We start from the raw sequence: 19,208 nt of genomic DNA, 5'->3' as shown, positions 1-19,208 counted from the left end.
TCATTCCCTTTTCAACGGGCGCGCCATCAGCGCCGCCATAGCTTCCCCGACGGTCACGCGACCGTCAACCAGCGCCGCGACCATCGCGGTCACAGGCACGTCAACGCCAAGTGTCTTTGCAAGCGCAAGCGCGGCCTTCGCGGTTGCCGCCCCCTCGACGGTAGTGCGCGTATCGAAGGCGGTTCCGGCGCCCAGCGCCCGCCCATAGCGGAAGTTCCGCGATTGATCCGAGGTACAGGTCAGGATCAGGTCGCCTAACCCCGACAGACCCATTAGCGTCTCGCCGCGTGCCCCCAGCCGTTCGGCCAGCCGCACCATCTCGGCAAAGCCGCGTGTCATCAGTGCGGCCCGTGCACTGTCGCCAAGCCCCGCGCCGGCGATCACCCCCGCCGCGATGGCGATCACATTCTTCAGGGCGCCGCCCAGCTCGGCCCCGGTCACGTCGGTCGTGCGATAGAGCCTGAGGACCGGGGTTGAGAGCAGGTCTTGCAGATCCGCGCCCCGCCCCTCGTCGGCACAGGCAAGCGTCAGCGCAGTCGGCAAGCCGCGCGCAATGTCTGCGGCAAAGCTCGGTCCGGTCAGGACGGCCGGATGACCACCGGCGAAGCTTTCGGTCAGGATCGCCGTTGGTCCGCGCAGGCTTGTCAGGTCGATCCCCTTGGCGCAGGCGACCAGCGCGCGTCCCGCGAGCGCCTCGCGATGGCTTTCCACAAAGCCCACAAGCGACTGCATCGGAACTGCCAGAAGCAGCATACCCGCCGCGCTGAAATCGACGATTTCAGCCGAAACAGACACTGTTTCCGGCAAAGTCACGCCTGGCAGGCGGGCTGCATTTTCGCGCACTGCCTTCATTGCCTTCGCCTGATCCGCGTCGCGCGCCCAAAGGCCCACAGTCTCGCCGCCCCGCGCCAGCGCAACCGCCAGAGCGGTACCGAAGGCGCCAGCGCCCAGAACCGCGATCCTCATGCCTTCGCCCCCTTCTTTCCGGACCCGAGCATCGCGGGCGCGCTGTCATCCAGCGGCCAGCGCGGGCGGGCAGTAATCTCGCCCATCGGTCTCTGGCCGATCCGGTGCTGTTCGATCCCGGCCCAGGCGATCATTGCGGCATTGTCGGTACAGAGCGACAGGGGAGGCGCGGTGAAGCGCACGCCTAGGCGCGCACACAGATCGGTCAGGTTGGCGCGGATCGCCGAGTTGGCCGCAACACCGCCTGCGACGGCAAGGGCCGGGGCCGCAGGACGCTCCGCCACATAGGCCTCCAACGCCCGCCGCGACTTCTCGGTCAGAACCGCCGCAACCGCTGCCTGAAAACCGGCGCACAGGTCCGAACGGTCCTGATGGGTCAGTCCTCCCTTCTCGGCCACGACGGAATCGCGGGCGCGGAGAATCGCGGTCTTCAGGCCGGAAAAGGACATGTCGCAGCCCGGACGGTCCAGCAGCGGGCGCGGAAAGACAAAGCGCGCAGGATCGCCGCGCGCGGCTTCCGCCTCGACAAGCGGCCCGCCCGGCTGGCCAAGGCCCAGAAGCTTCGCCACCTTGTCGAACGCCTCGCCCGGCGCATCGTCGATCGTGCCGCCAAGGCGGGTGAAGCTGTCCGGCGCCCGCGCGATCAGGAACTGGCAATGGCCGCCGGAGACGAGGAGCATCAGATAGGGAAAATCGAGCCCGTCGGTCAGGCGCGGCGTCAGTGCATGGCCCGCGAGATGGTTGACCGGCAGAAGCGGCAGGCCCGACCCGGCGGCCAGCCCGCGCGCGAACATCACGCCCGACATCACCCCGCCGATCAGCCCCGGCCCCGCCGTCACCGCGATCCCGTCCAGATCGGCCAGTCGGATGCCCGCCAAGTCCAAAGCCTCGGCGGTCACCAGATCCAGCCGCTCGGCATGCGCGCGCGCGGCGATCTCGGGCACAACGCCGCCGAAATCGGCGTGAAGCGCGGTCTGGCCCTGCACGACCGAGGACAAAACCTCTCCACGGCCTCGGGCAAGACGCACGACCGCAGCCGCCGTATCGTCGCAGCTGCTTTCGATGCCGAGATATGTCAGCGTCTCTGCCATGGCTCCATCGTTGCAAGCCGGTCCCCCGGCAGGTAACACCGGGGCGGCGATCCGACAATGCCGAACGCGCCGCAGGATGGATGACCCGCACGGATGACAGAACCCCCGCGCCCGACATTGCTTCTGACCCGGCCCGAGGCGGCGTCGCACCGGTTCGCCAATGCCTTCCGTGCCCGGTTTGGCGCGGACTGGCCCGTGGTGATCGCGCCACTGATGCGATTGCGCCATCTTTCCCCCCAGATTGACCTGACCGGCATCGACGGCCTGATCTTCACCTCGGAGGCAGCGGTCGATGCTTTCTGCCGGATCAGCAGTGACCGCAGCCTGCCCGCCTGGTGCGTGGGGAAACGAACCGCCGAGGAGGCCGCCGGGCGGGGCATTAACGCGCAACACGCTGGCGGCGATGCCAAGGCCCTCGCCGCGATCCTTCGCGAGCGGCAGGGCGGTCGGCGGCTTCTGTGGCCGCATGGGCAGGACCGGGCGGTCGATCTGCCGGAATTGCTAAATCCGGCCGGAATAGAGACGATTTCCGTCGAAACCTATGTTCAGGAAGCGCTGCCCCTGACTGCAGAGGCGAGGGCATTGCTCGCCGCCGATCAACCCGTCCTCCTGCCGCTCTTCTCGCCACGCTCGGCGCGGCTGTTTCTCTCGGCAACGAGGGCGCGAACGGCGCCCCTGTGGATTGCCGCGCTCAGCCCCGCCGTAGCCGCCGAACTGGGCGAGCTGTCGCGTGCGATGATCCGCGTAGCGGCGCGGCCCGATGGCGAAAGCCTGCTTGATTGTCTGGCTGCGACCTTGGGGACAGAGCCAGAAGGTTGAGGCGGCGGGCCGGGGTCACTAGATTGCACCTTGAGAAGATTCTTGATTTGGTCCGGAGGGGGCGAAATGGCGCGAAGAAGCAAAGCCGGTGCATCCCAGGACGAAGCCATAGCACGAACCGAAGAAACCCCCGCCGAAGCGCTCGCGGACGAACCTCTCGCACTCGCCATGCCGAACATGGACGAAGCGGCGGAGCCGCCGCCGGAGGCCCAGCCGCCGCAACCGGAGGTGCAGGCGGCGCCTCAAGCCCCCCGCCGCGCTGGCTTCTGGCCGCTCGCGTTCGGCGGCGCCCTTGCCGCAGCGGTTGGCGCTGGTGGGGCCGTCGCGGTCCTTCGCGCCAATCCGGGCCTCATGCCGCCGCCCAGCACCGCTGGTCTGGAACAAAGGCTGTCGGATCAGGACAAGCGGCTTTCTGACCTGTCCGCCCAGCTCGCGGCGGCACCCGCCGAGGTGCCAGCGGCGGCGCCGGACCTCCAGCCGCTCATCGATCCGCTGACCGCGCGCCTCGATCAGGTCGAAGCGGCGCTTTCACGCCTGCAAGACCGTGTAACCGCGCTTGAGAGCCGACCAGCCGCCCCGTCCGGCGATATCAGCGCCGCCACCAACGAGGCGGTCGCGGCGGCGAAAGCCGCCGAGGCAGAAGCGGCCCGGATACGCCAGGAAGCCGAAGCGATTGCCCGCAAGGCCGCCATTTCATCTGCGCTTGGCCAGATCGATACGGGTCTTGAAAGTGGCGCGGCGCTCGCGCCGTCGCTCAAGGCGCTCAGCGATCTGGGTATCGCCGCCCCCGATCCGCTTATCGCCGTCGATCAGGGCGCACCGACGCTTGCGGCGCTACGCGACAGCTTCCCCGCCGCTGCGCGCGATGCCCTGTCCCTTTCTCTCGCCGCCTTGCCCAAGGCCGGCACCTGGGACCGGGTCTCTGCCTTCCTGCGCAGCCAGACCGGCGCGCGGTCATTGTCGCCGCGTGCAGGCGATGACCCAGACGCTGTCCTCAGCCGGGCCGAGGCCGCGCTCGGCGCCGGAGATCTGATGGCGGCGGTCGCAGAAATCTCGGCGCTGCCGGATGCCGGGCAGGCGCGGATGAGCGAATGGGTCGGGCTGGCGACCAAACGGTCCGAAGCGCTGAAAGCCGCAGCAGCCCTCAGGGCGGAGGTCAGCCAATGATCTGGTCCTTCGCAAAGATCGCCCTCTTCGTCGCGCTTGTCGCAGGGCTGACGCTGACGGCGGGCTATTTCGCCGATCAGGGCGGTGGTATACGTATCGCCGTCGCCCATCAGGAATTCACCCTCGGCCCGGTGCAGTCGGTCGTCGGCATCCTGCTGGCCCTTCTTGCACTCTGGCTCGCGCTGAAGGTCATCGGATTCGCGGTTGCCATCCTGCGCTTCATCAATGGCGATGAAACCGCGATCAGCCGCTATTTCGACCGTAGCCGCGAACGCAAGGGCTATGAGGCGCTGACCGAGGGCATGATGGCACTGGCGGCGGGGGACGGGACGGCGGCGCTGTCGCATGCCGCGCGGGCGGGCAAGTATCTTGACCGGCCCGCGCTGACCAATCTTCTCTCCGCGCAGGCAGCCGAAGCGGCGGGCGACGGGCGCAAGGCGACGGAGGCCTACAAGCGGCTTTTGGGCGACGAGCGGACCCGTTTTGCCGGGGTGCGCGGGCTTCTGAAACAGAAACTGACCGAGGGCGATCGCGACACCGCGCTGAAGCTTGCCGAAAAGGCCTTTCTCATGCGGCCGTCAAATCCAGAGGTGCAGGATGCGCTGTTCGATCTGCAGGCCGAAAGCGGAGACTGGGCAGGCGCGCGCAAGGTTCTGGGCGCAAAGCTGAAACACGGCCATCTGCCGAAGGATGTCCACCGCCGCCGCGATGCGATCCTGGCGCTGCAGGAGGCACGGGCGGTATTCGAGGATGACCTGCCGGTCGAGGCCCGCGAGGCTGCGATTGCGGCGAACAAACAGTCGCCCGATCTCATTCCGGCGGCAGTACTGGCAGCCCACGGCTATCAAGCTCAGGGCAAGACCAAATATGCCCTGCGCATCCTGAAGAAGGCCTGGGAGGTTCTGCCGCACCCCGACCTCGCCGCCGCTTTCGCGGCGCTGGAGCCGACCGAGACCCCGCGCGAACGGCTGAAGCGGTTCGACCTGCTATTCTCCGCCAACCCGGATCACGAGGAAACCCGGCTTCTGAAAGCTGAACTCAATATCGCGGCCGAGGAGTTCCCCGCTGCACGCCGGGCGCTGGGCGACCTGCCCGAACGCCATCCGACCACGCGCGCCCTCACCATCATGGCGGCGATTGAGCGCGGCGAGGGCGAAGAGGATGCGGTTGTTCGGGGATGGCTGACCCGTGCGCTGTCGGCAAGCCGGGGGCCGCAATGGATCTGCGACAAATGCCAGCATGTGAATGCAGTCTGGTCACCCACCTGCGATCATTGCGGCAGCTTCGACACCCTGTCCTGGCGTGAACAGTCGCAGACCCCGTCCGGGCCATCCGCAGCCGATCTCTTGCCGCTGGTTGTCGGGGGCGCTGCAGCCGCGGAACCTGCCGCGCCTGCCGACACGCCGGACGAGCCGACAGAGCCGCAGACAGGCGCAGTCTATGAAGCGGAGTTCATCGAAGCGAACGGGCCGCGCAGCAGTCGCTGACACGGCCCGTTTTCGCTGCTGCCAACCCGGAAGATGCCGGGGCGAACGGATCAGATCAGAAGATCGTCAAGCTTCTTGCCGGCCTTCAGCGCCGCCTCGACCCAGCGCGGCTTGCGGCCACGACCGGTCCAGGTTTCGGACTTGTCGGCGGGGTTGGCATATTTCGCCTTCGCGGGCTTGCGCTTGCGAACCGGCGCGGCAGCCATAAGCTCGCTGAGAGAAAACCCGAGTGCGGCGGCCTTTTCTTCCAGCGCTGACAGGGCTTCCTGCTTCTTGCGCGCCTCGAACGAGGAAATAGCCTTTTCGACCTGAGAGCGAAGATCCTTCAGCTCTTTCAGCGACATCGCGTCGAGATTGATTTTCATTTGGCTGTCCTTTTTTCGGCTCTGCCAAATAATCACCACAGAACCGGGAAAGCTACAAGCCCGTGACGACCTGCCTTTTTGTGCAGGAGACGAACGTCTTATTTAGGGCTGCGCTTGGCCAATATTCGCTGCAACGTGCGCCGATGCATGCTTAATCGCCTAGCGGTTTCAGATACATTCCGGTCGCACAATTCATAGACGCGCTGAATATGTTCCCAACGGACACGGTCGGCCGACATCGGATTTTCCGGCGGCGGCGGGGCTTCGCCGCGCGACAGAAGAGCGTTGGTAATATCGTTGGCATCGGCGGGTTTCGAAAGGTAATCGGTTGCACCGAATTTTACCGCCGCGACCGCCGTCGCGATCGCGCCATAACCAGTCAGGACGACAATGCGACAATCGGGGCGGCTCGCACGCAGCGCCTCGACCACGTCAAGCCCGTTGCCATCCTCAAGCCTGAGATCGACAACCGCGTAGGCGGGCGGGCGGCTTGAGGCAACAGCCTTTCCGGCAGCGACGCTTTCGGCGGTTTCAGGCAGGAAGCCGCGCTTTTCCATCGCGCGCGCAAGCCGGGCAACGAAGGGCGCATCATCGTCGACTAGCAGAAGCGTCCGGTCTGGCCCAAGCTCGGCCATATCAATATCCGCCATCACAAATCCTCGCGCATTTCCTTGCGAATGGACCCTAGAGAAGGCTGGTCGCAGGGTCAATTTTCCGTCTGCGCCGCGTCCAGAAAACAGGCGGTGCGCTCGGCGACCTGATCGCTGGTCTCATCCCGGCCGAAAAATTCGACAAACCCGTGGCCAGGCAGCATCAGATAGGTCTGGGTCATGTGATCGACCATATAACTGTCGTCAGCCGGCGCTTCAGGCACTTTGTAATAGGTCTTGTATTCCTTTGTGACCGCCTTGATCTCTTCCTCGCTGCCGGTCAGGCCGATCATGCGCGGATGCAGATAATCGGTCCATTCCTTCAGAACCTCGGGTGTATCGCGGCCCGGATCGACCGAAATGAAAACCGGCGTCACCTCATGGCCATTCTCTTCCAGAATATCGACCGCCTCGGCATTGCGGGCGCTGTCGGTCGGGCAGACGTCGGGGCAGTAGGTATATCCGAAATAGACGAGTGCCGGTTTCGAAAGAACTTCCTTGTCGGTCACGCGACTGCCGTTCTCATCCGTCAGGGTGAAGGGGCCACCGATCGCGCCCGATCCGCCGACGACATTTGTCGCCCGGCAGCGGGCGAACCCCTCCAGCTCCTGCTTGTGGGTCAGGCTGTAGGTCGCGATCAGCGCGATCACCACGGTCGCGGTCGCCGCGATTGCCAGTCTGCCCGATGCCGCCATGATTGCCCCATCCGCTTGCGCTTTTCGTCGGCGCCATAGATCGCCTATCTTGGCGCCGGGTTCAATCGGATCGCCTGAACGTGATGCGGGGCATGTGGCCGCAGGAAGGATGGAGGGCATGAGCAAGATATCCGCCCAGGTAGTGGCGGAGGATGCCTTCGCCTCGCGCAGCGACTGGGTGCGGCTGAGGACACTCGTCATCCTGCGCTGGACGGCGGTCGCGGGCCAGCTTGCGGCGATGTTCGCCGCCTGGCGTTTCTACGGGATCGACATTCCCGCCGCGCCGTGCCTTGCCGTCGTCGGACTTTCGGTCGCGGTGAACCTTGCCTCGAACCTTCTTTACGCCGAAACCCACCGTCTGACGGAGTTTGAGGCGCTGACCCTTCTGGCGTTTGACAGCTGCCAGCTTACCGCGCTCCTCTATCTGACCGGAGGCTTGGGCAATCCGTTCGCGCTCCTCCTCCTTGTGCCCGCAACCATCGCGGCGACAGCGCTGAACGGGCTTTCTATCGCCATTCTCGGCGGACTGACCGTTATTCTCGTCTCGCTCCTTGCGGTCTTTCACCTGCCGCTGCGCTATCTCGACGGGGCCGAGATCCTGGTGCCCGCGATCCTCGCGAACGGCTTCTGGCTGGCCATCGTGATCGGCGTCGCCTTTATGGCGCTTTACACACGGCGGGTCAGCGGCGAGCTGCATGCGATGACCGATGCGCTTCTGGCCACCCAGATGGCGCTTGCCCGTGAACAGACGCTGACCGACCTGTCGGGCGTCGTCGCCGCCGCCGCGCATGAACTTGGAACGCCCCTGGCCACGATCAAGCTCGCCGCAAGCGAGCTGGCCGACGATCTGTCCGACCGGCCAGACCAGCGCGCGGATGCGGTGCTGATCGGTGCGCAGGCCGACCGCTGCCGCGACATACTGCGGTCGATGGGCCGCGCAGGGAAGGACGATCTGCAGATGCGGGCCGCGCCCTTTCAGGCCATTGTCGAAGAGGCCGCCGAACCCCACCGCGACCGCAAGGCAAATATCGCCATCACGATCAAAGGCGACGGTCAGCCGGTGCTGGCACGGCGGCCGGAGATCATTCACGGGCTGCGCAATCTGATCCAGAATGCCGTCGATTTTTCTAACGGCGCCGTCTGGATCGACCTCGACTGGACGGCGGACCGCGTCCTGCTCGCCATCACCGACGACGGGCCGGGCTTTCCGCCCGCGCTTCTGGGGCGGATCGGCGACCCGTTCGTGCGCGACCGCGGCCGTTCCGACGAGCGTCGGCCGCAGTATGAAGGCATGGGCCTTGGCCTTTTCATCGCCAAGACGCTACTCGAACGAACCGGGGCGCGGCTTGAGTTTTCGAATGCCTCTGACCCGTTTCTCGCGACCGAGGAACGCCCGGCACGCTGCGGCGCGCTTGTGAGGGTAAGCTGGCCGCGCGAGCGGGTCGAAATCGCAGATCATGACATATCCGGTCAGAATCAGCCGTTCTGACGCCTGCGGAAGCGGTCAACCGTTTGAAATTTATGGATCCGCTTAACCTCGGATTAACCAGTTGAGCGAAGGATCGGTCCCGGGGCGATACGTTCGGGAAAGGTCTTGCCATGCTGGCAACACTGGTTCTTGCGGCGATCTATGCAATGACGTCGGTTGTTTCGGCCCTTCTGGTGCTCTTTGCGCTGACGCTGCTCCACCGAAGGGCGGGCGCACGCCACCAGGCCCGGGCCGAGGCGCTTCTTGAAGCGGAACCGACCATCTTCCTTTTCGAACATCGCGATCTTGTCGATGCCACCGCACCCGCCCGCGCACTTCTGTCGCTGTTGCCCGGTCCAGGGGAGGAGTGGAACCGGCTTGCCGCCTACCTCGGCCCCCGCATTCCCGGCTTCGACCGGATCGAGGCCGAGGCGGAGCGGGCCGGCAGTGTGTCCCTTTCCGGCGGTGAGGACGGCAGCCTGTCGCTTGTGGCCGAACATCTGGGCGAAAGGCTTCGGCTGACGCTGGTCGATCTGAAGGCCGAAGGCCAGTTCGTGATGATGGACAGCCTCAGCCAGCATGCGCAGGAAGAGGAGCTCTCGGCGCTGAGGGACATGCTCGCCAGCCTGCCGGTTCCGGCCTGGCGGCGTAGCGGCGATGGCGCGGTTGCCTGGTCGAACTCGACCTATCTGGCGCTTGCTGCCCATACCACGGGCGAACCAGATCTGGTCTGGCCGCTGCCCGACCTCTTTCCGCACGAACCCGGCGCCGGACCGGGGCGGCAATCGCGGCGGCAAAGCATCCGCGATGCGTCCGGCCAGGAACATTGGTACGATTGCCAGCATATCCCGTCGGGTGATGGCAGCCTGGGTTTCGCGATCCCCGCCGATGCGGTGGTCAGGGCGGAACGGTCGCTGCGCGATTTCATCCAGACCCTGACCAAGACCTTTGCCGACCTGCCGATCGGTCTGGCGATCTTCGACCGCAACCGCCAGCTCGCGCTCTTCAACCCCGCCCTTGTCGATCTGACAACGCTCGACAGCGAGTTTTTGATTGGCCGGCCCACGCTTTTTGCCTTCCTCGACCGGCTACGCGATGTCCGGCTTCTGCCGGAGCCGAAGAATTACGCGCTCTGGCGGCAGGAAATGGTCGATCTCGAACAGGCGGCTTCAAGCGGCCAGTATCAGGAAACCTGGACGCTGCCTTCCGGCCAGACCTACCGGATCACCGGGCGGCCACATCCCGAAGGCGCGGTGGCCTTCCTCTTCGAGGATATCAGCGCAGAAGTTTCGCTGACGCGGCGCTTCCGGGCCGAGATCGAACTGGCGCAATCGGTGGTCGATGCGCTGGACGATGCGGTTGTGGTCTTTGCCCAAAGCGGCGATCTGATCATGTCGAATCGCGCCTATGCCGACCTGTGGAAAGTCGATCCGCGCCCGACGCTCGGAATAATGACCATCTCCGACGCGACCCGTCACTGGCAGGACCGCTGCCTGCCCACCGGCCTCTGGAGCGATATCCGCGAGTTCGTCCGAAGCCACGAGGATCGGGTGGACTGGGAAGGCGCCGTCACGCTCGCGGGCGGCCGGCAGCTTGACTGCACGGTGCAGCCTCTTCCCCGGGGGGCCACGCTTGTCCGCTTCGCCCCGCACCGGGCCGAGCGGCTACAGGTCCACCATTCCCGCCGCGGGCGCGTCGGCGCGGAGGCCGGAGGGCCGTTCGATGCCTGAGGTCAGCTAAGCGCCCGGCCCTCGATGTAATGGCCGTAAAGCGTGGTCAGCACGCTTGCCCACACCATCATCTGGACCCAGCCGATCAAAGCTGCCCAGATCGCCGGGACCAGACCGCCGGGCGGCAGGAAAAGCTTTCCGGGCAACGCCAACAAGCTGCCGAAAACCACCAGTATGACCGAGAGCGCCAGAAGGTCGGCGGCCTGCCCAATCGTCGCCCGCCAGCCGTCCCCGATCCCCGAGGATTCGCCAAGCGCCGCCGCTGGCAAGGACACCGAAAGCCGGAGGACTAGGAAGACGAGGGGAACAACGAAAAGAACCCTTGCCACAAGCTCCATCGTACTTTCGCCGAAGGGTTGGAAGGCGTAGGCCAGAAGCGCGGCGACGAAGCCGATGGCGACCGCCGCCGGGATCACAAGAAGGGCGATCAAGAAAGACCGGCCGAAATAGGCCATCATCCGATCGCCGTTAAACGCCGGCAACAGCGAAGAAGGCCGTTCGACCCGCAGGATGAACCGGTGCCAGGCGACAGCGATCCACACCCCGACAACAGAGGTAACCAGGATCACGATGAGGAGGGGCCCCACAGGAAGCCTTGCGCCCTGCGCGGAAAAGTCGATCGCCGAGAAAACGTTGACGCCAATAAAGACCGCCACGGCGAGCTGGATCAGGTAAAGCGGTCCCGAAACCTTTAACGCCGCTTCCAGATTGCCGAACACCTGCCGGACGGAATGGATGAAGATCTGCCAGCCTTTCATGGGCCCTCCTTGTTGCCGGATGCAGCCTAATCCGGTCACGGGCTTGTGGGGAAGGCCGTTTCGCACTATCCCCCGGCCCGACAGATGACCCGGAGGAACCCGATGCCTGCGCCCGCCGCCCCGAAGAAAGTCGTTCTCGCCTATTCCGGCGGTCTCGACACCTCGATCATCCTCAAATGGCTGCAGACCGAATATGGCTGCGAGGTGGTGACCTTCACCGCCGATCTCGGCCAGGGCGAGGAACTGGAGCCGGCGCGCAAGAAGGCGGAGCTCCTGGGGATCAAGCCCGAGAATATCCATATCGTCGATGTGCGCGAGGAATTCGTACGCGATTTCGTCTTCCCGATGTTCCGGGCGAACGCGCTCTACGAGGGGCTATACCTCCTCGGCACTTCAATCGCTCGTCCGCTGATCTCGCAGCATCTGGTGCGCATCGCCCATGAAACCGGAGCCGATGCGGTCGCGCATGGCGCCACGGGCAAGGGCAACGATCAGGTCCGGTTCGAACTGTCGGCCCTCGCGCTTGACCCCCACGTCAAGGTGATCGCGCCCTGGCGGCTGTGGGACCTGACCTCGCGCACCAAGCTGTTGGAGTTTGCTGAGGCGAACCAGATTCCGATCGCCAAGGACAAGCGCGGCGAGGCGCCGTTCTCGGTCGATGCGAACCTTCTGCACACCTCGTCCGAAGGCAAGGTCCTGGAAAACCCCGCCGAAGAGGCGCCGGAATTCGTCTATCAGCGCGTGGTGCCGGTCGAAAAGGCGCCCGACACGCCCGAAATGGTAGAAATCACCTTTGAAAGGGGCGACGCGGTGGCCATCAACGGCGAGCGGCTGTCGCCTGCAACGATCCTGACGCGCCTGAACGAACTGGGTGGCAAACACGGCGTGGGCGTGCTCGATCTGGTCGAGAACCGTTTCGTCGGCATGAAATCGCGCGGCCTTTACGAAACCCCCGGTGGCACGATCCTTCTGGAGGCGCACCGCGGCATCGAACAGATCACGCTGGATGCTGGCGCAGGCCATCTGAAGGATTCGATCATGCCGCGCTATGCGGAACTGATCTACAACGGCTTCTGGTTCAGCCCCGAACGCGAGATGCTGCAGGCCCTGATCGACAAGAGCCAGGAACATGTCACCGGCACCGTGCGCGTGAAACTCTACAAGGGCTCGGCCCGCACCGTCGCCCGCTGGTCGGACCACTCGCTTTACAGCGAAAAGCACGTGACCTTCGAGGAAGACGCGGGCGCCTACGATCAGAAGGATGCCGAAGGCTTCATCAAACTGAACGCACTGAGGCTGAAACTGATCGCCACGCGGAACGCCCGGGTGAAGAGCTAAAACACTGGTGACGCAACGCTCAGGTTGCGGATCATCGTGAGGCAACTCTAGATCCTCCCCGACATAGGGGAGGATTTCATGCCGCTGGACGCCATTGCCGCCGATATTGCCCGAACGCTCGAAACCCGGGCCTTTACCGGGTCGCTCAAGTTCGACTGCGGCGACGTGGGGGTGATCGTGCTGGCGGATGGAACCGCGACCACGGCGGACCGGAAGACCGATTGCACGCTGAAGATCAGCGAGGACAATCTGGTGAAGCTGCTGACCGGGAAGCTGAACCCGATGGCCGGCGTGATGACCGGGAAGCTGAAGGTTTCGGGGGATCTGACCGTCGCGATGGGGCTTGCGAAGCTCCTCGGCTGACCGGCTCGCGGACCATGCCCAGATTTTGCCATGATTCACCCCTAGAAACGTGGGCGGCAGGGTGGCGGGGTCTTTCGACCCATTGGTGGAGTGCGCAGGTGCGAACAAAATCTCTGATGATCCTCTTTTCCCTTGCGGCGGTCGGCCTTTCTCCGGTCGCCTTGCTCTTGCCGCTTGACGGCATAGATGCGGCCTATGCGGGGAACGGTCATGGCGGCGGCGGTGGAAACGGCGGCGGCAAGGGTGCCGAGAAATCCAAGAAGGAAAAGCCGTCCAAACCCAGCAAGGCCCCCAAGACCACGAAGACCAGCAATGGCGCGATCGCGTCGGAGCTGAAGGGCCTGAACGCCTATCATGCGTCAGCCACAGCATTCGAGAATGCCGCGCCGAACAGTCAGGTCGGCCGGATCGCCACCTATCGCGAGGCCGCACTTGCCAGCCAGGAAGGCGCCGCCGCGGTTGAAGATGCAGGGCAGGCGCTTGTCGATGCGCAGACCGCGCTCGATGAGGCGACGGCCTCTGGCACCGCCACGCAGGAAGAGCTGGACGCGCTGCAGGCCGCGGTCGACGAGGCGCAGATCGATTATGACACGGCGGTCACGGACGCAGAGGCGCTCAGCCTCGCCGAGGAAGAGGCGCTGCTTGAGGCCTCGAACGGCCGGATCCTGACGCGCGGCACGATCGAATATCTGCGAGAACAGCTGGGCATCACCGACAGCCCGGAAACCAGCGGCTGATCGCGTTTGATGGATTTTGAAACGGCCCGCGGCTTGGGTGCCGCGGGCCGTTTTCCTTTGGTCGCGCGTGTTTCGTCCCCGCTCACGGGAAACTGACTTGCCCGTGAGCGGTGCCACAGGGCATCGCTGGGCAAACGGAGGGTTTCATGCGCGCGTTCCTGGTCTTCATTTCTGTGTTCTTCGCCCCGCTGGCCGCCCGGGCCGATACGGCGATCCTTGCCGGTGGCTGTTTCTGGTGCCTGGAATCGAACTTCGAAAGCGTGCCGGGCGTGAGTGCGGTCATCTCCGGCTATACCGGCGGGCATCTGAAGAACCCGACCTATGACGATGTGACGTCCGAGACCTCGGGCCATCTCGAATCCGTGAAGATCACCTTCGATCCGGGCAAGGTGAGCTACAGCGAGATCGTGCGCCTATTTCTGCATTCGACCGATGTTCTGGACGCGGGCGGGCAGTTCTGCGACCGGGGCGAGAGCTATACATCGGCGATCTTTGCAAGGAACGCCGCCCAGCGCGCGGCGGCCGAGGCAGAGGTTGCGAAGGCGGAAAAGGAACTTGGCCGCAAAATCGTGACGCCCGTACGTGACGCGGTGAAATTCTGGCCGGCCGAGGACTATCATCAGGATTACTACAAGGGCAGTTCGATCGTGCTGACCCGGCGCGGGCCCAAGACCAAGGCGGCGGCCTACGCGTTCTACCGCAATGCCTGTGGTCGCGATCAGCGCGTGAAGCAGCTTTGGGGCAGCCAGGCAAGCTTCGTTCACTGAGATGCAGTGCTGATGCCGCGGCCCCCGGCGACCCTTGCCGGGGGCCGCGGCATCGGTTCAGGCGACTTCGTGGCAGGGGTGATGGGGCTGCCAACCGCCATGGTACGTAACGGCGAGCTGCTGCAGGAACATGTCCACGTCGAACCTTGCCGCCGCCAGTTCGGACGGCACTGCCGGATCAGCGGCCCAGGGCGTCATCTCAGGCTGCCATCCGTCAGCGTCGGCGCCGGGCTGGACGGGATCGTGCCTGAAGCTGAATGTATCGGGATCATCCGCCTGTCCGTCGCCGTACCCGCGCTTGAGCAGATCGGCGAGAAGCTGGGCGTGATCGACGACATTGCCCGTGGCAATCGGCGCCCCTCCGTCATCGGTCACGCCGGTCCTGTCATCCCCGGCGGGAAGGCCGTCGCAACCGTCGTCGACATTGGGCGCTTCGCCGGTGGCAACGACCACCTCTTCGTCCGGCTGATCGGTGTCATCGCAGTGATCCGGCATCGGGTCAGAGTGCGGTGTCCGCGCCGTGACATCCTCGTCCGGAACCGCCCCATCAGGCACGGGCAGGTCCGTCTCGGGCGTGCCACCCGGACTGCCGGTGTCACTGCCATCGGGCGCCGGACTGATATCGGGAGCTTCGGCGATCATATCCCCGTCCGGTGCAGGCGGCTCCTCCGGCGCCCCGTTCGGCGCATCGCTGGTGGCGAAATTCTGCGTGACCACCACCGAATCGAATGTTGTGCCCTCGCTTGTGAAATCTCCCTGCTCGAGCCCGATCCCGATTTCCTTGAATTCAGGATTGAGGATGTTCGCACGATGGCCTGGGCTGTTCATCAGCCCCCGGTGCAGGTCGATCACGTCATCGGACAAGCCGGGCTGGCCACGCTCGCTCTGGAAGGCGATGTTCTCGCCCGACCGCCAGCTGCCCTCGAATCTGTATCCCGCACCCTCCATACGATCCTGCGGCGAAGATCCGTCCACGCCGGTATGCGAAAAGACGTCGCTGTAGAGGATCGACCGCCTGTGAGTCTCGGCCGAATCATTCAGCCGGTCGTTGAGCGTCAGGGGCGACAAACCGATCGCGGCGCGCTCGCCGTTGATCAGTTGAAACATCTGAAGTTCAAAGGTGTTTGCTTTGGACATCTTGCTTTCCTTTGTTAACGGCAGCGGGGGCTGCCAGAGAGGCTTTTGGAGAACTCGCTTGCAGATGGCGTCCGAAGGATGGCGCCGACGATCAGGCACATGTTTCCGGTTCCGGCCAGAGTGTGACCGGAGTGTCGGTTACAGATCCGATAGCGGGACCGTTTTTCACGCAGCGGCAATGAGTTACATGCCAGGCACGGTGTTGGCCGACGTGATCATCGTCGGCGCCGGCACCCTAGGAACGCGAGGAATCCGGGTCAATTGCCCGGGTGGTACGCCGCCGGTTTGGGGCTTGAAACCGCCAAAGAGCGGGCAAGGGTCGGCGGGAAAGTGCGGGTCTTTGCGGCATCGGCGACAAGCAGCGCGCGAACTCTGCCGCGATGGCATCGCGCCGCGCATGGCTCATCGCCACAGCATCGAACCAGGGCGCTGCGTAGGACCGGATCGTGATGCGGCCCCGGACTCGTCGGGCAACTCAGCCGCGACGGCCGAGAAAATCCGCGACCTCGGCTGCGGTAGGAACCGCATCAGCGGTCCCCGCCCGCGTGACCTTGAGGCTTGCCGCCGCACCCGCCCATTCAAGCGCCGCTTGCGGCGAAAGACCCCGGTCGCGTGCGGCAGCGAAATAGCCGGCGAATGTGTCGCCAGCGCCGGTCGTGTCGACCGGGGTGACCTTGAGCGCCGGCGCAAAAGCGGTTTCACCGGTCCTTGCGCGCCAGTCGGCGCCCTCGGCGCCGCGTGTCACCAGAATTTCGGGTACGTCGAGCGTTGCGAGATCTGTTCCGAGCGCCGATGAGAGTTGCGCGGCCTCGACGGCATTCAGTGCGAGGATCGTCACATAAGGCAGGACGGCGCGAACTGCCCCAACGTCGAAGGGCGCAGCGGAATAGAGAACCCGCATCCGCTTGGCGCGGGCCAGTTCTGCGGCACGCACCTGATGGGCGGTCTCGTTCTGCAGGATCAGCATGTCGTCCGGCTGCGCTTCGGCAAGCGCCGCCTCGACCAAGGCGGCAGGCATCGCCCAGTTCGCGCCGGGGAACAGGACGATATTGTTTTCGCCCGCCACATCGACATTGATGATCGCATGGCCGGTCGCCACGTCGAGTCGGGAGATATGGGTCGTATCGACCCCCCAGCCTGCCAGCCGCTCGACCGTCCAGCCGCCCTCGGGGCCTACCGCGCCGATATGGGCCACGCGGGCGCCCGCCTTGGCGGCGGCGGCGGATTGGTTCGCGCCCTTGCCGCCAAGGCCCATGCGGTAGTCCGTCGCCGCTAGCGTCTCGCCCGGACCGGGCAGGTGCGGGACCGCGTAGAAATGGTCGATATTGATCGAGCCGAGATTGTAGATCATGCGGTCTGGCCGAGCTTGCAGGCAGCGATGACCGCCATGTTCAGGATATCGTTCACCGTCGAGCCGGTGGAACAGACCTGGATCGGACGGTCGACGCCCGTGAGGATCGGGCCGATCACCGTCGCGCCCGCCATTTCCTGGATGAGCTTGACCGAGATCGAGGCGGAATGGCGGGCGGGCACAACCAGTACATTCGCCGGTCCGGTAAGCCGGCAGAACGGGTAATGTGCCATCTGATCCATGTTCAGCGCCACATCCACCGTCATCTCGCCTTCATATTCGAAATCCACCCCGCGCTGGTCGAGCACCCTGGGCGCCTGATGCATCTTGGTGGCACGCTCGCTGACCGGATAGCCGAAAGTCGAGAAAGACAGGAAGGCAACACGCGGTTCGATCCCGAGGCCGCGCGCCACATGGGCGCCACGCATGGCGATGTCGGCCAGATCGTTCTCGTCCGGCCATTCGTGCACAAGCGTATCGCCGATGAAGACGATCCGCCCGCGATGGACGATGGCGGTGATGCCCACGGCGCCATCGGCGGCCTTCACGTCGAAGACATGGTTCACGAGCTGCAGCACATGCGCCGATTTCCGCGTCGCGCCGGTTACCATCCCGTCGGCATGACCATGGGCGAGCATCAGTGCCGAAAACACATGCCGGTCGCGCGCGGCGAGCCGGTGAATATCCGTCCGGTCGAAGCCCTGACGCTGCAGGCGCTGGTAGAGAAAATCCTTGTAGGCGCTCAGATGACGGGTGTTCGCCGCATTCACCACTTCGATCTCGCGTACCGCATCGGCGAGGCCCTCGGCGGAAAGCTTTTCCTTCACATCCGCCTCGCGACCGACGACCAGCGCCTTGCCAAGGCCGGCCCGGCTGTAGGCGACTGCGGCCTTCAGAACGCGCGGATCGTCGCCTTCGGCAAAGATCATCCGCGCCTGCGCGGCGCGGGCGCGGGCATGGATGCCCTGCAGGATAGTCGCGGTCGGATCCATCCGCGCCTTGAGGCTCAGCTCATACGCGCCCATGTCGACGATCGGCCGCCGCGCGGCGCCGGTCTTCATGCCAGCCTTGGCAACGGCGGGCGGGATGACATGGATAAGGCGCGGGTCGAAGGGTGTCGGGATGATGTAATCACGCCCGAAGGTCAGCTTGCGGCCATAGGCCATGGCGACCTCGTCCGGCACATCCTCGCGCGCCAGCTTCGCCAGCGCCTCGGCGCAAGCGATCTTCATCTCGTCATTGATGGCGCGGGCGTGGATGTCGAGCGCGCCGCGGAAGAGATAGGGGAAGCCCAGGACGTTGTTCACCTGATTGGGGTAATCGCTGCGCCCTGTGGCGACGATTGCGTCGGGGCGGACGGCGTGCGCCTCTTCCGGCGTGATTTCGGGGTCGGGGTTGGCCATGGCGAAGATCACCGGGTTTTCGGCCATCGACAGGACCATGTCCTGCGTCACAGCGCCCTTGGCCGACACGCCGAGGAACACATCCGCGCCCTTCATCGCTTCTTCCAGAGTGCGCAGGTCGGTCTTCACCGCATGCGCCGACTTCCATTGGTTCATCCCCTCGGTGCGGCCCTGCCAGATGACACCCTTGGTGTCGCACATGATGCAGTTTTCGTTGCGCGCACCCATGGTTTTCAGCAGTTCGAGGCAGGCGATCCCGGCCGCTCCCGCGCCGTTCAGCACGATTTTCACATCCTGAATGCGCTTGCCCGACAGCTCCAGCGCATTGATCAGGCCCGCCGCGCAGATCACCGCCGTTCCATGCTGGTCATCATGGAAGACCGGGATGTCGCAGATCTCCTTAAGGCGGCTTTCGATGATGAAGCATTCGGGCGCCTTGATGTCTTCAAGGTTGATGCCGCCGAAGGTCGGCGCCATCAATTTGACCGCCTGGATGATCTCGTCCGCATCCTCGGTATCCAGCTCGATATCGATGGCATTGACGTCGGCGAAGCGCTTGAAGAGCACCGCCTTTCCCTCCATCACCGGCTTTGACGCCAAGGCGCCGAGATTGCCGAGCCCGAGGATCGCCGTCCCGTTCGACACGACTGCGACCATGTTGCCCTTGGTCGTGTAGTCATAGGCCGTCTCGGGCCGCTCGGCGATCGCCTCGACCGGCACTGCCACACCGGGGCTGTATGCCAGCGACAGATCGCGCTGCGTCGCCATCGGCTTCGTCGCGTTGATCTCATATTTCCCCGGCACCGGGTTGAGGTGATAGGCCAGCGCCTCTTCCGGCGTGACGCGGTTCTTCGGGGCCATGTCGCTTTCCTTTTGCTTTCGGTCGTCATAGCGCCATGACCGATGCCCGACAACG

General features: G+C 64.8%; 18 protein-coding genes. 9 read left to right on the top strand and 9 right to left on the bottom strand.

The genetic code is table 11. From position 1 onward, the window contains the following. Together OU426_RS06310 and tsaD are read right to left on the bottom strand one after the other, a co-directional pair. Positions 1-966: an NAD(P)H-dependent glycerol-3-phosphate dehydrogenase gene (locus tag OU426_RS06310; protein WP_267633073.1), complete on the bottom strand. Its 966-nt coding sequence runs from the start codon at positions 964-966 to the stop codon at positions 1-3. After that, entirely contained in the window at positions 963-2,057 is a 1,095-nt protein-coding gene (tsaD, locus tag OU426_RS06305) for a tRNA (adenosine(37)-N6)-threonylcarbamoyltransferase complex transferase subunit TsaD (protein ID WP_267633072.1), read from the bottom strand. Before tsaD ends, OU426_RS06310 begins: the two co-directional genes overlap by 4 nt. Positions 2,058-2,150: 93 nt before the next feature. Here tsaD and OU426_RS06300 point away from each other — a divergent pair, with 93 nt between their 5' ends. From OU426_RS06300 to OU426_RS06290, 3 genes are all read left to right on the top strand, one after another. Continuing rightward, entirely contained in the window at positions 2,151-2,876 is a 726-nt protein-coding gene (locus tag OU426_RS06300; RefSeq protein ID WP_267633070.1) for a uroporphyrinogen-III synthase, read from the top strand. Positions 2,877-2,942: 66 nt separating this feature from the next. Continuing rightward, a complete protein-coding gene (locus OU426_RS06295) occupies positions 2,943-4,043 on the top strand; it encodes a COG4223 family protein (RefSeq protein WP_267633069.1) in 1,101 nt (366 codons plus the stop codon). Next, positions 4,040-5,530: a heme biosynthesis protein HemY gene (locus OU426_RS06290; protein ID WP_267633067.1), complete on the top strand. Its 1,491-nt coding sequence runs from the start codon at positions 4,040-4,042 to the stop codon at positions 5,528-5,530. The genes OU426_RS06295 and OU426_RS06290 overlap by 4 nt, the downstream gene beginning before the upstream one ends. Positions 5,531-5,580: 50 nt before the next feature. Here OU426_RS06290 and OU426_RS06285 read toward each other — a convergent pair whose 3' ends face one another. The 3 genes from OU426_RS06285 to OU426_RS06275 form a co-directional block, all read right to left on the bottom strand. Further along, positions 5,581-5,895 (bottom strand): H-NS histone family protein, encoded by a 315-nt coding sequence (locus tag OU426_RS06285; RefSeq protein WP_267633066.1) that lies wholly within the window; start codon positions 5,893-5,895, stop codon positions 5,581-5,583. A 98-nt stretch (positions 5,896-5,993) separates the two neighbouring features. Beyond that, the gene (locus tag OU426_RS06280; RefSeq protein WP_267633065.1) at positions 5,994-6,545 is read right to left on the bottom strand and encodes an ActR/PrrA/RegA family redox response regulator transcription factor; all 552 of its coding nucleotides are present in this window, start codon (positions 6,543-6,545) and stop codon (positions 5,994-5,996) included. A 56-nt stretch (positions 6,546-6,601) separates the two neighbouring features. Continuing rightward, positions 6,602-7,240, bottom strand: a complete 639-nt coding sequence (locus OU426_RS06275) for an SCO family protein (RefSeq protein ID WP_267633064.1) — start codon at positions 7,238-7,240, stop codon at positions 6,602-6,604. Positions 7,241-7,358: 118 nt separating this feature from the next. Here OU426_RS06275 and regB point away from each other — a divergent pair, with 118 nt between their 5' ends. Together regB and OU426_RS06265 are read left to right on the top strand one after the other, a co-directional pair. Beyond that, a complete protein-coding gene (regB, locus tag OU426_RS06270; RefSeq protein WP_267633062.1) occupies positions 7,359-8,729 on the top strand; it encodes a sensor histidine kinase RegB in 1,371 nt (456 codons plus the stop codon). A gap of 110 nt (positions 8,730-8,839) precedes the next feature. Then, positions 8,840-10,438, top strand: coding sequence for a PAS-domain containing protein (locus OU426_RS06265; RefSeq protein WP_267633061.1), 1,599 nt, complete (start codon positions 8,840-8,842; stop codon positions 10,436-10,438). A gap of 2 nt (positions 10,439-10,440) precedes the next feature. Here OU426_RS06265 and OU426_RS06260 read toward each other — a convergent pair whose 3' ends face one another. After that, positions 10,441-11,196 carry a hypothetical protein gene (locus OU426_RS06260; RefSeq protein ID WP_267633060.1) on the bottom strand — a complete coding sequence of 252 codons (756 nt, stop codon included), beginning with the start codon at positions 11,194-11,196 and terminating at the stop codon, positions 10,441-10,443. 102 nt (positions 11,197-11,298) lie between these two features. Here OU426_RS06260 and OU426_RS06255 point away from each other — a divergent pair, with 102 nt between their 5' ends. The 4 genes from OU426_RS06255 to msrA all read left to right on the top strand — a co-directional run bounded on the left by OU426_RS06255 (position 11,299) and on the right by msrA (position 14,401). Next, positions 11,299-12,534 (top strand): argininosuccinate synthase, encoded by a 1,236-nt coding sequence (locus tag OU426_RS06255; protein WP_267633058.1) that lies wholly within the window; start codon positions 11,299-11,301, stop codon positions 12,532-12,534. A gap of 78 nt (positions 12,535-12,612) precedes the next feature. After that, positions 12,613-12,897 carry an SCP2 sterol-binding domain-containing protein gene (locus OU426_RS06250; RefSeq protein WP_267633056.1) on the top strand — a complete coding sequence of 95 codons (285 nt, stop codon included), beginning with the start codon at positions 12,613-12,615 and terminating at the stop codon, positions 12,895-12,897. A gap of 116 nt (positions 12,898-13,013) precedes the next feature. Further along, positions 13,014-13,634, top strand: coding sequence for a hypothetical protein (locus OU426_RS06245; RefSeq protein WP_267633054.1), 621 nt, complete (start codon positions 13,014-13,016; stop codon positions 13,632-13,634). 146 nt (positions 13,635-13,780) lie between these two features. After that, positions 13,781-14,401: a peptide-methionine (S)-S-oxide reductase MsrA gene (gene msrA, locus OU426_RS06240; protein ID WP_267633053.1), complete on the top strand. Its 621-nt coding sequence runs from the start codon at positions 13,781-13,783 to the stop codon at positions 14,399-14,401. Positions 14,402-14,458: 57 nt separating this feature from the next. On the opposite strand, the gene OU426_RS06235 is transcribed toward msrA, so the two are convergent. The 3 genes from OU426_RS06235 to OU426_RS06225 all read right to left on the bottom strand — a co-directional run bounded on the left by OU426_RS06235 (position 14,459) and on the right by OU426_RS06225 (position 19,153). Further along, positions 14,459-15,538, bottom strand: a complete 1,080-nt coding sequence (locus OU426_RS06235) for a CAP domain-containing protein (RefSeq protein ID WP_267633052.1) — start codon at positions 15,536-15,538, stop codon at positions 14,459-14,461. A gap of 475 nt (positions 15,539-16,013) precedes the next feature. Beyond that, positions 16,014-16,889 carry a PfkB family carbohydrate kinase gene (locus OU426_RS06230; RefSeq protein WP_267633050.1) on the bottom strand — a complete coding sequence of 292 codons (876 nt, stop codon included), beginning with the start codon at positions 16,887-16,889 and terminating at the stop codon, positions 16,014-16,016. Next, positions 16,886-19,153 (bottom strand): NADP-dependent malic enzyme, encoded by a 2,268-nt coding sequence (locus OU426_RS06225; RefSeq protein ID WP_267633049.1) that lies wholly within the window; start codon positions 19,151-19,153, stop codon positions 16,886-16,888. The genes OU426_RS06230 and OU426_RS06225 overlap by 4 nt, the downstream gene beginning before the upstream one ends. Between the last annotated feature and the right edge of the window lie 55 nt (positions 19,154-19,208).

The organism is Frigidibacter sp. RF13, assembly GCF_026626305.1.
Taxonomy (GTDB): domain Bacteria; phylum Pseudomonadota; class Alphaproteobacteria; order Rhodobacterales; family Rhodobacteraceae; genus TMP-24.
The sequence above is the reverse complement of the archived record's forward strand: the minus strand, read 5'-3'. Positions and strand labels throughout refer to the sequence as shown.

Excerpts from the sequence above, each read along its gene's own strand:
- msrA (WP_267633053.1), top strand. The coding sequence starts at position 13,781 with ATGCGCGCGTTCCTGGTCTTCATTTCTGTGTTCTTCGCCCCGCTGGCC.
- OU426_RS06310 (WP_267633073.1), bottom strand. The coding sequence starts at position 966 with ATGAGGATCGCGGTTCTGGGCGCTGGCGCCTTCGGTACCGCTCTGGCG.
- OU426_RS06285 (WP_267633066.1), bottom strand. The coding sequence starts at position 5,895 with ATGAAAATCAATCTCGACGCGATGTCGCTGAAAGAGCTGAAGGATCTT.
- OU426_RS06275 (WP_267633064.1), bottom strand. The coding sequence starts at position 7,240 with ATGGCGGCATCGGGCAGACTGGCAATCGCGGCGACCGCGACCGTGGTG.
- OU426_RS06260 (WP_267633060.1), bottom strand. The coding sequence starts at position 11,196 with ATGAAAGGCTGGCAGATCTTCATCCATTCCGTCCGGCAGGTGTTCGGC.
- tsaD (WP_267633072.1), bottom strand. The coding sequence starts at position 2,057 with ATGGCAGAGACGCTGACATATCTCGGCATCGAAAGCAGCTGCGACGAT.
- OU426_RS06235 (WP_267633052.1), bottom strand. The coding sequence starts at position 15,538 with ATGTCCAAAGCAAACACCTTTGAACTTCAGATGTTTCAACTGATCAAC.
- OU426_RS06230 (WP_267633050.1), bottom strand. The coding sequence starts at position 16,889 with ATGATCTACAATCTCGGCTCGATCAATATCGACCATTTCTACGCGGTC.
- OU426_RS06265 (WP_267633061.1), top strand. The coding sequence starts at position 8,840 with ATGCTGGCAACACTGGTTCTTGCGGCGATCTATGCAATGACGTCGGTT.
- OU426_RS06250 (WP_267633056.1), top strand. The coding sequence starts at position 12,613 with ATGCCGCTGGACGCCATTGCCGCCGATATTGCCCGAACGCTCGAAACC.
- OU426_RS06290 (WP_267633067.1), top strand. The coding sequence starts at position 4,040 with ATGATCTGGTCCTTCGCAAAGATCGCCCTCTTCGTCGCGCTTGTCGCA.
- OU426_RS06255 (WP_267633058.1), top strand. The coding sequence starts at position 11,299 with ATGCCTGCGCCCGCCGCCCCGAAGAAAGTCGTTCTCGCCTATTCCGGC.
- OU426_RS06245 (WP_267633054.1), top strand. The coding sequence starts at position 13,014 with ATGATCCTCTTTTCCCTTGCGGCGGTCGGCCTTTCTCCGGTCGCCTTG.
- OU426_RS06300 (WP_267633070.1), top strand. The coding sequence starts at position 2,151 with ATGACAGAACCCCCGCGCCCGACATTGCTTCTGACCCGGCCCGAGGCG.
- OU426_RS06225 (WP_267633049.1), bottom strand. The coding sequence starts at position 19,153 with ATGGCCCCGAAGAACCGCGTCACGCCGGAAGAGGCGCTGGCCTATCAC.
- OU426_RS06295 (WP_267633069.1), top strand. The coding sequence starts at position 2,943 with ATGGCGCGAAGAAGCAAAGCCGGTGCATCCCAGGACGAAGCCATAGCA.
- regB (WP_267633062.1), top strand. The coding sequence starts at position 7,359 with ATGAGCAAGATATCCGCCCAGGTAGTGGCGGAGGATGCCTTCGCCTCG.
- OU426_RS06280 (WP_267633065.1), bottom strand. The coding sequence starts at position 6,545 with ATGGCGGATATTGATATGGCCGAGCTTGGGCCAGACCGGACGCTTCTG.